7 protein-coding genes and 1 tRNA gene are annotated in these 16,109 nt (G+C 53.2%); 6 read left to right on the top strand and 2 right to left on the bottom strand.

Annotated features, from left to right (window positions below):
- Window positions 1–683: 683 nt before the first annotated feature.
- Window positions 684–757, bottom strand: a tRNA-Asn gene (locus LDN30_RS01670).
- A gap of 634 nt (window positions 758–1,391) precedes the next feature.
- Between LDN30_RS01670 and LDN30_RS01665 the strand changes: the two genes are divergently transcribed.
- From LDN30_RS01665 to LDN30_RS01640, 6 genes are all read left to right on the top strand, one after another.
- Window positions 1,392–2,030, top strand: a complete 639-nt coding sequence (locus LDN30_RS01665) for an IS607 family transposase (protein WP_223928547.1) — start codon at window positions 1,392–1,394, stop codon at window positions 2,028–2,030.
- Between the two features lie 3 nt (window positions 2,031–2,033).
- On the top strand, window positions 2,034–3,347 hold the full coding sequence (locus LDN30_RS01660) for an RNA-guided endonuclease InsQ/TnpB family protein (protein WP_223928546.1): 1,314 nt from the start codon (window positions 2,034–2,036) through the stop codon (window positions 3,345–3,347).
- A 102-nt stretch (window positions 3,348–3,449) separates the two neighbouring features.
- A complete protein-coding gene (locus LDN30_RS01655; protein WP_223928545.1) occupies window positions 3,450–5,783 on the top strand; it encodes a helix-turn-helix domain-containing protein in 2,334 nt (777 codons plus the stop codon).
- Window positions 5,784–5,906: 123 nt separating this feature from the next.
- On the top strand, window positions 5,907–10,310 hold the full coding sequence (locus LDN30_RS01650; RefSeq protein WP_223928544.1) for a pectinesterase family protein: 4,404 nt from the start codon (window positions 5,907–5,909) through the stop codon (window positions 10,308–10,310).
- Window positions 10,311–10,500: 190 nt separating this feature from the next.
- Window positions 10,501–12,432, top strand: a complete 1,932-nt coding sequence (locus LDN30_RS01645) for a heavy metal translocating P-type ATPase (protein ID WP_223926847.1) — start codon at window positions 10,501–10,503, stop codon at window positions 12,430–12,432.
- 548 nt (window positions 12,433–12,980) lie between these two features.
- A complete protein-coding gene (locus LDN30_RS01640) occupies window positions 12,981–14,846 on the top strand; it encodes a DEAD/DEAH box helicase (protein ID WP_223928543.1) in 1,866 nt (621 codons plus the stop codon).
- A 284-nt stretch (window positions 14,847–15,130) separates the two neighbouring features.
- Here LDN30_RS01640 and dusB read toward each other — a convergent pair whose 3' ends face one another.
- Window positions 15,131–16,105 (bottom strand): tRNA dihydrouridine synthase DusB, encoded by a 975-nt coding sequence (dusB, locus tag LDN30_RS01635; protein ID WP_223928542.1) that lies wholly within the window; start codon window positions 16,103–16,105, stop codon window positions 15,131–15,133.
- Window positions 16,106–16,109 lie beyond the last annotated feature (4 nt).

Genomic DNA, 16,109 nt, shown 5'->3' with positions numbered 1-16,109 from the left:
GATTTTCTTTGTTTTACGGTATTCCCAACGCAATTCATCTGCATTATGCCGCCCCACCCGTCGGTTGCATAAGGCAAACGCGCCATATTTTTGTCGGTTTCGTATTCCCTCTATGAAGCATCCCGGGACAACCAAAATCAGGAAAAGACAGCCCTTGCAAACACAATAGCTTTTACCGTTTTTTCCTGATTGTGTGCGCAGTTTTCCGCCTTCGCAACAGATTTACCGGCGTAGCCTTTGCGTTCTTGGCGGCTTTGCGAGACAATAATCGTCCACCTGATGGTAGGATGGCGACAAGCACTACTCACACGAAATATGCGTGCAACACATTAGCTATCAACGCGCTGCGCACATATCCCTGCAGGGCACCGCATGCCCGTTGATTGCATGATACAATCCCTGTTCATTGTTCTACCCTCCTTTCTACCCTCCTTTCTACCCTCCTAAAATTTGGATTCGGGGAAAATATTTCGTACCTTTGCAATGAAATAAGAACCAGCCTAAACTGGCATCATCATGACCCGAACTTTTATTACCGTCTGGTCCATCTTGGTTATCAGCATATTTTGGAAAGATATTTGATGGCAGTATTCTTGGACTATGGTCAAGAAATAACAAAAGTACGTTCAGAAAGGCAATAACGAAAAAAGAGTTGCGAAATCGCAACTCTCTCATTCTTAATGCGCTTCAGGATGGGCTTGAACCAACGACCCCCTGATTAACAGTCAGGTGCTCTAACCAACTGAGCTACTGAAGCAGTCATTTCTTGTAAGCGGTTGCAAAGGTAGGGGTATTTTTTGAAACTGCCAAATTTTTTCGGATAAAATTTTCGTTTCCGTGTGATTTTTCTTCAGTCAAACAATGGCTGAGAGGGGCAAAAGAACTGATTCTCACGCACATACTGCAATATTAGCGGATGGAGACGGAGATGATGAAAAATCGGCAGGATTCTTTCGTTACTCAGATTTTCTTCTTACCTTTGTCGGGAATGTCGGGGGCGATGGCGTTCTCCACTGGTGTCCCGTGACTTCTTTACGCTATGCAAGGATGTACTTAGAAATAAATTCGGCCAACCTGACTGAGTTTCGAGGTTTTCTTTGCGGGAGAACCGGAGGGAGATTCTTAGTCAGGACCGCAATAATTGAGATTTGTTGCGAACGCGATGATAAGTAGGACGGAAGGAGATTATCAAGCAGGACCCAATATAATAGCAATTAGTGCGGGGCTGATTATAAGGAGAACGGCAGTAACCGGAAAGGGTGCATCGGCTATATATAATAAGGTGGAGGCACGAAACTGGGTAAGTTAACAGTATTGTTATACATATAAAATATTATAAAATATAATTCTATTTCTTGTAAATGTTAGCATACTTTACTACATTTGCAGTCATGAAGAAACTGCTTTCTATAGGCGAAGCTGCCAAAGCTCTTGGCGTTACCACTACCACGATGCGCAATTGGGATAAGAACGGAATGCTTCATCCCGACGAGCGTACTCGTGGTGGCGACAGGCGTTACAGTCTTGACACGCTCCGAAACTTTGATAAGAACGCCGCAATTCATGTTGACGAGTTGAAAACTATTGCCTATGCCCGCGTATCTTCGCACGACCAAAAAGAAGATTTGGTACGCCAGGTTGCGGTATTGGAGGCTTACTGCGCAAGCAAAGGATACACTTACGAAGTCATACAAGACCTTGGTAGTGGTATGAACTACTATAAGAAAGGTCTCAAAAAGCTGCTCAACATGATACTCAGTGGTGAAGTCGGACGACTTGTGCTGACACACAAGGATCGTTTGCTTCGGTTCGGAGCCGAATTGGTCTTTGCCATTTGCGAAGCTAAACACGTAGAAGTCGTAATCATCAACAAAGGTGATGAGGACATTCAATTTGAGGAGGAACTTGCCAAGGACGTCCTTGAAATCGTTACCGTATTTTCCGCCCGCCTTTATGGAAGCCGTAGCAACAAAAACAAGAAGATGCTGGAGGATGTCCAGAAAGCCGTAGAGAACAACGTCAAGAAATAAAACATGATTACACTCGCCCACCGCATTCAGCTCATGCCGAACAACAAGCAGAGGACTTACTTCCGTAAGGCCATAGGCTGTTGCCGCTTTGCCTATAATTGGGGCTTGGCGGAATGGCAGAGACGCTACAAGGAGGGCGAGCGAGGCTTGACCGGACGCAAGTTGCGAAACCACTTCAATGCTATCCGTGGCGAAGAATTTCCATGGACATACGAAGTGACAAAATATGCCACCGCTCATGCTTTCGATGACCTTCAGAGAGCTTTCGATAATTTCTTTGCCCATCGTGCCAAATACCCGACAATGCACAAAAAGCGAGATGGCTATGGCTCCTTTTATATCGGTGCGGGACAAGAGATTAAGCTCTCTGATACCCACAAAGGACTGAAGCATCTGAGAAATACGGCACACAATATTCACGGCAAACACCAGTATATTAACGTCCCAAACCTCGGTTACATAAAGATGGCCGAGCGCTTGCGTTTCGTTGGCAAGATATTGGGTGCGAAGATTTTGCAGGACGGAGACAAGTTTTTCGTTTCCATACAAGTTCAAATCACCGAGGAAGAATACCATAGAACTCATGCGCTTGCTTCTGAAAAAAGCAAGTGCAGAGCCGTAGGCATCGACTTCGGACTTGACGAAGCCATGACTCTCTCTGATGGAATTGCTATCCATAATCCCCGAACTATTCGTAAACATCAAAGAAAGATAACCAGACTGAGCCGCCAACTCTCCAAACGCCATCATGCGAAAACCAAACAAGAGCGTTTGCAGGGTGTAAAGCGGTCGAATAATTATCGCAAACTCTCTCGCAGTCTCGGACGTGAGCAACGGCATATAGCCGCTATCCGTAGAGACTTCATGCAAAAGCTGACAACAATCCTCGTAAAACATTATCGTGCTATCTGCATAGAGGACTTGAATGTCAAAGGTATGCAACGCGGCAAGTTGGCGAAGAGTGTAAGCGATATGGCCTTTGGAGAACTGCGACGCCAAATTGAATACAAGGCTGCTATGAATGGATGCAATGTTACCATTGCAGACCGCTTCTACCCAAGCAGCAAAACTTGCTCCAATTGTGGCGAGAAGAAAGACGACCTCACTCTTCGGGACAGAATATTTGTCTGCCCGAAATGTGGCCATGTCATAAACCGAGACCTCAATGCCGCTTTGAACCTGCTCAGTCTTATTCCAAACGTAGGGACAGATTATCCCAAACTTACGCCTGCGGACTTGACGGCTCTGCAATCCCGATTCTTTACGAACGGGATTGCAACCAGCAAGGTTGAAACAGGAAGGCAACATAAATTGTAGCATTTTCTATCTTATGTTATGATTTTATAAGTTTGTCAAATCGAAATTTAACCAATAAAACGCAAATACGATTACAGACAGAAAACGGAGAAATTCAGCACAATGAGACGGACAATGGCGACAGCAATCATTTGTCTGACGGCAGCGGTCATGAGTGTGGCGCAGTCGGACAGGACCATCGTTTATGGTGAGCACGATGGGCTCTCCCACCGCCATGTGACGCAGATTCTCCAGGACAAGTACGGATTTATATGGCTTTCGACGTGGAACGGCCTCGACCGCTTCGACGGTCGTGAGTTTGTCACGTTCAAGTCGCGACCCGGCGATGGTGTCGCGATGCCCTCCGACCGCATGCGCAAGATTGCCATCGACGACCACAACGACAACATCATCAACTGCCGCGTTGACGACAGTTGGTTCCGTTTCTCCCTTCTCACCGGCAAGTTCACGCCCGTCAGCACCACTGAGCAGAAGGCCATTGCGGCTCATCCCGGCCACGGCTGTGGCAAAGCCGTGAAGGGAGATAGTCTGCGGCGGTTCATACTCACCGACCGCCAGGGCCTGCTGTGGACAGTTCTGGCCGACGGTGTAAGTGTCACATCACCCAATCATGTTCCAGCCACGGTCGAGAGATGGGGCGAAAATGCTGAGGTAAAGAGCATTTTTGCCGATTCCATCGGTAGGATATGGGTGGCGACGAAGGACAGGACGATAAGAATCTTCGACCACGGGAGCATCGGTTATCTCACGGCGGAAGGAACTATCAGTACCACTCCGGCGAAATTTTCCTCCCCTATTTACTGTATCTACAGCGACCGCGCCACTGGCGATATCTGGCTCGGCAGCAAGCCCGACGGTCTCTACCGCCTCCAGCACCGCGGCGGGGTCTTTGCCGTCAGCCACATTGAGATGCCCAAGGGATTCAGCATGAATGAGATATACGACATTACCACCGACAGCCGAGGCCGTCAGTGGCTGGCCACGATGGACAACGGTCTTGTCTGCATCGACCATGGCCGCTATTCAGCTATCCACTACGGGCGCGAGAACAAAGTCAGGAGGATTGTCCTTCCCGACCCCAACACCCTTGTGGCAGTCACCACTGAGGGGCTGCTGACCGTCGACATCACTCCCGGCCACGGCAACCGCCGGCACCTGCACCGCCGTGAGCCCAACCGCGCAAGCAGTCTGAGCAACAACGCCTGCATGGATATCGCCGCTGTGGACGGCAAATGGTACGTAGCCACCGAGAGCGGCGGTGTGAACATGACCGCCGACCGGATTACGGCACCGTCGCTGACCTTCCGTCACTACGACCGCGAGACGGGACTCGGCAGCGACGTCATACTCTCGTTGACACCCTTCACATCGCCTTCAGGACCCTGTTTGTTAGCCGTAACGAACAAGTCGCTGATTATTATCGACGGACGGACGGGCGAAAGCCGTGAGTTTGCCGATACGTTCTTCGGACAGCAACTGTCCTTCAGCGACGCCCGACCTGTATATATCAAGGCTGAGAACAAATGGATTATCGGCCTCAACGACGGCATAGCCATCATCGACGGCAACATTATCAATGCCGACAGGAGGATGTTCCCCATTGTCCTGACATCGATGACGATAGAGAACAGCCCTACGGAATACATGGTCAACAGACTAAACGAGATTCACCTCACCCCCACAGAGCGCACCATCGACATCAGTTTTGCCGTCCTCGACTACCGCAACGCCACGAACATCCACTACGCTTACCGTGTCAGGGGCGATGCCGACTGGCACTATCTCGGCAACGACAACCACATCCGGCTGGCCGAACTCGCTCCCGGCGACTACCTTCTCGACCTCAAAGCCACCAACGCCATGGGCACATGGAATCCCACCGTGCGAACGCTGAAGATTATAGTAGAGCCAAAATTCACCGAGACAGCATTCTTCAAGGTCCTTCTCATCATCATCACGGCCACCATTCTCTTGGCTATCCTGCTCACCGTAAGATTCATAAGGAGGATGAAAAGGAAGCAGAAAGAGACCCTCGAAGCCTACCTCTCACTCTTAGAGGAATCAAAGAAACAACAAAAAAGCCCGATTTCATCGACACCGAGCCTCTCACCGGAGGACGAAGCCATCATGAATCGCGTCGTAGCTTTCGTCGAGGAGCACCTCGCCGACTCCGATATCGGTGTCGACGATATGGCCTCGGCGGCTGCCCTGTCGCGCTCAAGTCTAAACAGAAAGATGAAATCGCTTGTCGGACTCACCCCCGCCGACTTCCTTCGCGAGGCACGAATCAAGCGGGCCTGCACGCTGCTCACCGAGTCAGGCACCTCAATAGCCGACACGGCATACCGCTGCGGGTTCACCGATCCAAAGTACTTCTCACGCGTTTTCAGACAGTCTGTGGGTGTCTCACCGTCCGATTATAAGGCAGGAAAATAGCCGTTGACTTGTTTTTGCACCCTTTTTGGTTCTTTTTCGCCCCGTCATTATGGCGTAATGACCGTACCTTTGCAACCAAAGATTTTCAATTACAAAACCAACTAAAAACTATTTTAAAACAACATGAGAAAGAACCTATGTCTGTCATTGCTGGCGGTCATGCTCATTATCGGCCTTGCCACGGCGCAAGCGATAAAGGTGCACACCATCGGCGACTCGACAATGGCACAGTACGACCCCAATTCGACCGTCACGCGGGGATGGGGAATGTACCTGCAGCAGTTCCTGAACGGAATTACTGTCAACAACCGGGGAAAGGGAGGAGCCTCCACCCGTAGTTTCTATCAAGGCAGCCAGTACTGGCAGAGCGTGAAAAGCCAGATGAGTGCCGGCGACTATGTCCTCATTCAGTTCGCACATAACGACGAGAAGAACCAGGGCATGGACGGCGATTCGCTTAAAGCCTACTACACCAGGACGGGTCAGACGGCCCTGGCCGAAAAGACCGACAACCGCGGCACGGTGCCTACGGGCAACTACAAGCAGTACCTTATTAAGTATGTTAACGAGACCCGCGAGGCCGGCTGCAATCCCGTTCTCGTCAGTCCTATCTGCCGCAAGTACTTCACCGGCTCAACAATCCGCCGTAACGGCCGCCACGACCTTGGCGACAACTTCTCGAAACTCACCGCCAACGGTGTCGTTACGAACCAGAGTATTCCCGAGACGGACCACACGATGGACTATTCCTACCAGATGAAACTCGTGGCCGACTCGATGAATGTGCCGTTTATCGACCTCACCACCGCCACAAAGGAACTCTATGAGAAATATGGCGACACCCAGACGAACACCCTTTTCTTCGACGGCAACGGCTCTACCCACCTCAACGAGACCGGAGCTACGGTCGTAGCACGAATGTGTGCGCAGAAGATGAAGGAGCAGGGAATCCTCGCCGACAACGTCAACCTGAACACTGAATTGGCCGTTTTGCCCGATTCCATCGACTTTGGAACAGGCTATAAGGGTCAGACTCTCACCAAGCAGGCCATCATCAAGGGTTTCGAGCTCAGTCCGGAGAGCGGCGATATCACCATCACCGCCACCAAAGGTCTTGACGTTTCGGCCGACCAGAACACATGGGGCAGTACGGCAACGATTCACTACGATGCCGGAATGGTTGTCTCATCGTTCTATGTCAAGGCCGACATCGTCAGCGACGATGCCGACATCAACGGCCAGGTGACTGTAAGCCAGGGCAGTACCACAATCACGATACCCGTCAGCGGCAAGGTGGTAAAGATTACCCCGGGAGAAGCCCAGGACGGTGTCACCACCTCATGGCCCCTCGACAACGGCACTGAGAGCTCAATGAGCGGCGACATGTCGGTACCCGGTCTCGCCTCAGTGGCCTCGATGACCATCGGCAGCGACCTCAAAGTGGCAGCACCGCAGAACATTGACGGAATGTCGTTCTACCGCGTCCAGCCCACCGCCACGGCAGCAGCCGACGACGATGCCAACGCCATTACCTACACCATCGTTCCGAAGAAGGGCCTCACCTTTGTCCCGACAAAGTTCACGATGAAGGCCGCACGCTTCGGTACCGACGGCGGAAACATGGATATCGTAGCCGCAGTCGGCGACAATAAGGTGACTTTGGCCGAAAACATCACTCCGAACCGCAACAACGCCAAGAGCGGCGGCCACTACAGCGACTATAGTTTCGACATCGCCAATCTGCTGTCAACCGGTGATCCCGTGACCGTCAAGGTGTACATCAAGGGGCTCGCATCATCAAAGCAGTACGGATTCCGCGACGTCGTCCTCACCGGCAACTTCTCAGGAAAGGCCGTCGACGTGAAGTCATACAAACTCAACGTCAGCAGCGAAACGCCTGAGGCCGGAACGATTACGGTCAGTCCGGAGGGCTCTGTCTTCGACGAAGGCACAGAGATTACCCTCTCCACTACCGAGAATTTCAGCTATCACTTCATTGGATGGGAGGACCCCGAGGGCAACTATGTATCTGAGCGCAACCCGTTCACGTTCAATATCGACCACGACATGACGGTGAAGGCAGTCTACGAGAAAGCCACCGTCTACAATCTCAACGTCAATCTCACTGGCGGAGCCCGCAAGAACCTCGTGAAGGTGGAGCCCGAAGGCCACCTCGACGGCAATACCCACCAGTATGAGACCGGCACTCAGGTGAAGCTCACAGCCCTGAACAACAAGATTATGACGTTCACCGGATGGGACGACAACAGCACCAACGCCGAGCGCACCATTACGATGGACGCCGATAAAAACGTCACAGCAACCTTCAGTCCTGCCGATTACATCGTGGGCTGGGACCTCTACGACGACGAGCCTAAGAGCGAGCGCGCCGCCGACTACAAGAGCGACAGCGAGAACGCAGGACTTCTCAGTTTGCGCGATTCCATCGGAAATACAACCTCATGGCTCAGTCGCGGAGCCGGCAACGGACAGGAGCACGGCAAGTATGCTGCCCGCATCTGGCGCCCGCTGACCGACAAGCTCTACTTCGAGATAAGCTTCTCGACCCGCGGCCTGCACAATATCGTCGTGAGCAACGACCTCGGCAACGATTACAACTCCTATACCACCTACTACGAGCAGGCTTCCGTCGACGGCAAGCACTACGAGACCGTAGGCACATTCACCCTCCCCGACCGCGGCTGGGCCGGCAATCAGGACATTGCACTCCCCGACTCGTTCAGCAACCGCGACAAGGTGTACGTCAGATGGATGCCCGACTATTCATCGCCACTCATCGGAGCAACCTCCGACAAAGACGGTCTGTCGATAGCTGAGATCTATGTTCTCGGCGAGAGCGACATTGCAAATGATACGATTCCACCGACACTCGTCAGCTCGAATCCCGAAAACGCAGCCACAGGTGTCAGCGCCAACGGTTCCATCGTTCTCACCTTCGACGAGAAAGTGAAAGCTGGCAACGGCGACGCCACCCTCGACGGCGAGGCCCTCCAGCCCATCGTCAGCGGCAAGACAGTAGTCTATAAGTACAGCGGACTGAAATATGCCACCGCTTACACCTTCGTACTGCCCTCCGGAGCCATCACCGACCGCAACGGCAACGCCTTTGGCGGCACGTCGATAACGTTCACGACAATGGAGCGCACGCAGCCCGCAGCCCGTCTCTACGACGCTGTCGTCGCTGCCGACGGAACCGGCGACTACAAGACTCTCCAGGAAGCCATCGCCGCAGCACCGGAAGGACGCACCGCCCCATGGCTGATATTCGTCAAGAAAGGCAAGTACACCGGACACGTGACGATACCTTCGAGCAAGCCATACATACATATTATTGGTCAGGACAAGAACCTCGTGACGATTGCCGACAGCCGCTTGTCGGGTGGCGACAAGTCGTATGGCATCAGCGACGGAGCTACTCTCGACATCGAGTCGGACAACAACTACATCGAGGGTGTGGACCTTCAGAACAGCTATGGCGTCGAGCAGAACGCCGGACCTCAGGCTCTTGCCCTATGCTCCAACGGTGACAAGCTGATTATGAACAACATTAAGCTCCGCTCATATCAGGACACCTGGTACACCGGTGGCGGCATAAACCACCGCGCTTTCATCACCAACAGCTGGATTGAGGGTGCCGTCGACTTCTTCTATGGTCAGGGCGACATCATGATTACCAACGACACCATCAACATTGTGCGCAAAAACGGCGGTTACATCGTGGCTCCGAACCATCCTCAGGGCACAAAGTGGGGCTACGTCTTCCTCAACAACGTCATCACCGCACCCGGTGTTCCGTCGGAAACGAGCGTATGGCTCGGCCGTCCTTGGCACAACGCGCCTAAGACAGTGTTCATAAACACCAAGGCAGAGGTAACTATTCCGGCAACGGGATGGTACCCGACGATGGGCGGCATACCCGCTCTGTGGGCCGAATACAACACCATGGACGGCGACGGCAATCCCGTCGACCTCTCTCATCGCCGCACCGACTACTACTATACCGTTAAGGATGGCGCCGGCAACACCACCGATACCATCCGCGGCAACAGCACCACGGCAGTGCTCACCGCCGAGGAAGCCGCTCAGTACACGGTGAAGAACGTATGCGGAGGCGACGATGCATGGAATCCGGAGATGACCTGCGAGCCTTGCGACGCACCTCTGCCGACCGTCAGCGGAGCCGTCATCAGTTGGGAGGCTATACCTTACGCCATCTGCTATGTGGTCACAAAAGACGATGAAATCGCCGGTTTCACCACCGACACGCAGTTCACCACCACCGCCAAAGGCACCTACAGTGTGCAGGCAGCCAACGAGTTTGGTGGTCTGAGTGCAAAGGCAAAGGTGAGCGTAGCCGACGGTATCGACAACATCGCGGATACCGACAAGGCCGGAACGGTGGTCGGGATATATACCATCGACGGCAAACGAATCATGAAGACCGTACCGGGCATTAATATAATAAGGTATGCCGACGGTACCGTAAGGAAAGTAGTTGTCAGATAACACATACCATCATTACCGTTGAATCCTGCAAGCAGCACGAGCCGCTTGCAGGATTTTTCTTTTCCCGACGATGCTCTTTGCAACCCGCTTGCACAAACTTATTCATACCTTTGCACACAGAAAGGCACCAGAGTGGTGCCCGAAACGGAATTAATAAGTTAAAAAAGTATTGGATATAAACTGCAAAGTCATGAACAAGAAAGTTATTAGAATCATCGTCACAGCCGTTCTCCTCTTGGCTGCATGGCTGACGACCAGCAATCTGGGCCTGTCGGTATGGGCATCGTTTGCCATCTTTCTCATTCCCTACCTGCTTATCAGCTACGATGTGCTCGGCGAGGCGTGGGAGGGCATAGAGGCCAAGGACCCGTTCAACGAGGATTTCCTCATGTCCGTAGCCACTATCGGCGCCATGCTGATAGGTTTTGTGCCCGGTGCCGAGGCCCAGTTTCCCGAGGCCGTATTCGTAATGCTGTTCTTCCAGATTGGCGAAGTCTTCGAGGACTATGCCGAGGACAACAGCCGCCGGTCGATATCCCACCTCATGGACATCCGTCCCGACAGGGCAACGGTGCTCCGCTGTCCCTCCGGCAACACTAAGGCCGAGGAGATCAGCGTCGACCCTAAAGACATCAAAATAGGCGAAACCATCGTCGTTCGCCCCGGTGAGAAGATACCTCTCGACGGAACGGTCACCGACGGCGACGCGAGTCTCGACACGACAGCGCTGACCGGCGAGAGCATGCCGCGCTCTGTGCATAAGGGCGACACCGTGACATCGGGTTGCGTCAGCACAAACGGAGTGCTGAAGATTAGAGTCGAGAAGACTTTCGGCGAGTCAACGGCATCGAAGATTATCAGTCTTGTCGAGGAATCGAGCAAGAACAAGTCGAAGAGCGAGACCTTCATCCGCAAGTTCGCCCACATCTACACGCCGGTGGTAGTCTTCGCCGCCATTGCGTTGGCCGTCGTCCCACCACTGATTGCCGGTGGCGGATGGGCGCAGTGGATATACCGTGCGCTGACATTCCTCGTCGTCAGCTGTCCGTGTGCGCTCGTAATCTCCGTTCCACTGACATTCTTCGCCGGTATCGGCGGAGCCAGCCGCATAGGTGTTCTCGTCAAGGGCGGCAACTATATGGATGTGTTGGCGAAGGTGAGCACGATGGTTTTCGACAAGACCGGCACCCTGACACGTGGCCTTTTTGTCGTTGAGGATGTCCATTCGGAGAAGTATTCATTCGGCGACCTGCTCCACCTTGTGGCCCATGTGGAGCAATACTCCAACCACCCCATAGCCTCGGCGCTGCGCAACGTCAAGCGTGACTGGCATGACGATTGCCGTGTAGAGAACGTGCACGAGATTGCGGGCAACGGTGTCGAGGGCTACGTCAACGGCCGGAAGGTATCGGTGGGCAATGAGAAGATGATGAAGTCGCTCGGAATAACCATCAGCGAGTGTCCGCGATGCCGTGGTTTTATTGGCACCGTTGTCCACGTAGCCGTCGACGGAGTCTATGCCGGTCATATCGTCATTGCCGACCAGATAAAGGACGATGCGCCCAAGACCATAAGAGACTTGAAGGCTCTCGGTGTCGACAAGACGGTGATGCTCACCGGCGACCGCGAGGTTATAGCTGCCGACACGGCCCGTAAGATTGGCATCGACGAGTACCACTCCGAGCTTCTTCCGGCCGATAAGGTCAGATACGTCGAGGAATTGCTGAAGACGAAGACCAAGGGAAGAACTCTCGCTTTTGTCGGCGACGGCATCAACGACGCACCGGTCTTAGCCCGTGCCGACATCGGAATAGCTATGGGCGGTGTCGGTAGCGATGCGGCTATCGAGGCTGCCGACGTGGTGATAATGAACGACCGGCCGTTGAAGATTGTCCGTGCAATCAAGATAGCGCGCCGCACGATACGCATAGCCCGCGAGAACGCCTGGTTCGCCATAGCCGTGAAGGTGGCCATCCTCATCCTCGCCGCCACAGGACTGCTTGGTTCACTGGCAATGGCATTGGCTGTCTTCGGCGACGTTGGCGTCATGATTCTGTGTGTCCTCAATGCCATGAGAGCATTACAGACAAAGAAGTTTGATGTAAAGAAATTTGAACATTGACACAATTTGATAGTACCCTTGCAACGCACTGATTGACAGTGCATTACAAAAGATGCCAAATTGCGTTGCAAAACAGCCCGTTTCGCAAGCCAAAACGGGCCGTTTCAGAGCCTAAAACCTACCGTTTCGCAAGCCGAAACGGTAGGTTTTATTTTTGTGTAAAGATTTATCGCAATTTTACAATAGTCAAACCGGTGATTCAGAAGTACTGTCCTGAAATAGAACTTTCAATTTGATGTCCCAAAATTCTCTTCTGTTTTTCTGCGATTTTCCTTATGTTAGCGCATTAATTTTCCCCCTTGCAATAGTGGCTCTTATGACCATCCGCAATCATATTTGACCTTTGGATAAGGTACGCTGCATTCGGACATATCCAAAAGAAAGTTCTCACAAAGTTCGAACTTTCTTTGGCTATGTCGCTCATTTGCAGTACCTTTGCACGCAATTTTGGGGACGAACCACCCTACAATGAGTTATGAGAGGGTTGTGTCAGACGGGTGTTGGTGGTTTATGTCCCTTTGTTTTTAGGATAATAAACCATTTAACAAGTGAAGACATTTGAAGAATTAGGTGTTTCTGAGCCAATCAGAAAGGCCATTGAAGAGCTTGGCTTCGAACAGCCAATGCCAGTACAAGAAGAAGTAATCCCCTATCTCCTGGGCAATCGCAACGACGTCATAGCCTTGGCGCAGACAGGAACGGGAAAGACAGCCGCCTTCGGCATTCCACTCCTTCAGCGCATCGACACATCGAGCCGTGAGACTCAGGCCATTGTCCTGAGCCCTACGCGCGAGCTGTGCCTGCAGATTTGCGACGACCTGAATGAGTTCTCGAAGTATATTCCCCACATGCACATCGCGGCAGTGTACGGCGGCGCCAGCATCGAGGAGCAGATACGGTCGCTGCGCCACGGCGCGCAGATCATCGCAGCCACACCGGGACGACTCATCGACCTAATGAAGCGCGGCAAGGCCAAGCTCGAGAACGTGCACAACGTGGTGCTCGACGAGGCCGACGAGATGCTGAACATGGGATTCCAGGACTCGATAACGGAAATTCTCTCCGGCGTGCCCGACGACCACAACACACTGCTCTTCTCGGCAACGATGAGCAAGCAGATAGAGACGGTGGCCAAAGGCTATCTCCATGACTATAAGGAGATTGTGGTGGGATCGCGCAACGAGGGTGCCGAACACGTGAACCACATATACTATCTCGTCAACGCCAAGGACAAGTATCTCGCCCTGAAGCGCATAGTCGACTTCTACCCGAAAATCTACGGCATCATCTTCTGCCGCACAAAGAGGGAGACCCAGGAGATTGCCGACAAGCTCATCCACGACGGCTACAATGCCGAGGCACTCCACGGCGACCTCTCGCAGCAGCAGCGCGACCTCACGATGCAGAAGTTCCGCAGCCACCTGACGCAGCTCCTCGTGGCTACCGACGTGGCAGCCCGCGGTCTCGACGTCGACGACCTCACTCATGTCATCAACTACGGACTGCCCGACGACATAGAGAGCTACACCCACCGTAGCGGACGAACGGGACGCGCCGGCAAAAAAGGCACCTCGATAAGCATCATCCACACAAGGGAGAAGTTCAAAATCAGGCAGATAGAGAAGGAGATAGGAAAGGAATTCGTCGACGGAACACTGCCCACACCGGAGGAAATCTGCAAGAAGCAGCTCTACAGGACGATGGACGAGATTCTCAAGACCGACGTCGACGAGGAACAGATTGCTCCTTACTGGCAGGACATCAAGCGGCAGTTTGAGTACATCGACAAGGAGGACATCATCAAGAAGATGGTCACGGTGACCTTCGGCCGCTTCCTCGACTACTACAAGGACGCTCCCGTCATCGAGAAACCGGTTACGGGCAAGGGCTCACGGGGCGGCAAGACCACTACGAGACAGAAAGAGGGCCGGGGCTCTGCCGGCCGCCACGAGCCGGAGAAGGGCTTCGCCCGGCTGTTCATCAACCTCGGTAAAACCGACGGTTTCTACCCCGGCGAGGTCATGCAGTTCATCAACAAGCACATGCGCGGACGCCAGGAGGTCGGCCATATCGACCTCATGCAGCGCCAGAGCTACATCGAGGTACCGGCCGACGACGCAAAGAAGGTGATGCGGGCTCTCGACGGAACAGTATATAAGGGTCGCCGCGTGCGCTGCAACGATGCCGACAGCCGTCTGACCACAAAGGGAGAGCGCAAGGACAGAGCCCGCGGTGAAGGCCGCTACAAGGGCGATGCCAAGGCGAAAGCTGACAGCCGGAAAAAGCAAACCAAGACCCGCTACGGCAAGGACGACTGGCGCGAGCTCATAGCTGGAAAGCCGTTCAAGCTGAAAGGCGACGAGCCCGACTTCTCGGAGGAAGGATGGGCAAGAAGAAAACCGAAGAAAGGCTAAGCCGACAAAATACGGAAAAGATTCTTTCGGTGGCAAGAATAGACTTGAGAACCGATGAAATCGAAAAAAATTGTCATTCTTATCCCGATTGATTATCGGGAGATTTTGCTCTCAGAGTCGATGAAATCGGGGAAAATGAGAGATGGATTCCCAATTGGTTAACATAGGAATCCGGACATGATAACAATGCAACAAAAAAGCCGTTTCGAGTGGTCGAAGCGGCTTTTTTGGTTATATAATAATGTTGGATGATGCACGTGGCTGCACGACGGCCACCCTGTGGCTCAACTGTTGGCTTTGAGTATGCGCCTGCAATCCTCCAAAATAGCGATGAGATCGGCCATTTTGTCGGCACGGAGCATGGCAATGCGGGTCTGGCGGAAGTCGGGAATGCCCTTGAAGATGGGGCTGGCGGCAAGATGACGACGGGTGTGGAGTATGCCCCGGTATTCATCGATGCGCTCCACGTTGATGCGGAGCATCTCCTCGAGCACATCAATCTTGTCGTCGATAGTGAGGCCGCTGTCGCCCTCGTTCTGTATCTCGCGGAAGATCCAGGGACGGCCGAAGGTGGCGCGCCCAATCATTATGGCATCCACGCCGTAGCGGTCGAACTTCTCACGGGCCGTGGCATAGTCGACGACATCGCCGTTGCCGATGATGGGGATGTGTATGCGTGGGTTGCGTTTCACCTCACCGATGAGTGTCCAGTCGGCCTCGCCGGTGTACATCTGACTGCGTGTGCGGCCGTGGATGGTAAGAGCCTGTATGCCACAGTCTTGGAGCTGTTCGGCAAGGTCGGTGATGATGAGGTGGTCCATGTCCCAGCCTAAGCGTGTCTTCACGGTCACCGGCGTACTGACGGCGTCGACAACGGATCGCGTGATATCGAGCATCAGGGGGATATTGCGGAGCATTCCGGCTCCGGCACCCTTGCCGGCAACCTTCTTGACGGGGCAGCCGAAGTTGATGTCGATAATGTCGGGATGGACGCTCTCTACAATCTTCGCGGCCTCAACCATCGACTCGACGTCGCGGCCGTATATCTGTATGCCCACGGGACGCTCCTCGTCGTCGATGTGCATCTTAGCCAATGTCGACTTGATACTGCGGATGATGGCATCGGCGGAGACGAACTCGGTGTACACCATTGCGGCTCCGAAGCGCTTGCACATCTTCCGGAAGCCAATGTCGGTGACGTCCTCCATGGGAGCGAGGAACAGTGGGCGCTCGCCAAAATCAATATTTCCTATCTTCATTATG

Source organism: Prevotella lacticifex (assembly GCF_019973375.1).
Lineage (GTDB): Bacteria > Bacteroidota > Bacteroidia > Bacteroidales > Bacteroidaceae > Prevotella > Prevotella lacticifex.
The sequence above is the reverse complement of the archived record's forward strand: the minus strand, read 5'-3'. Positions and strand labels throughout refer to the sequence as shown.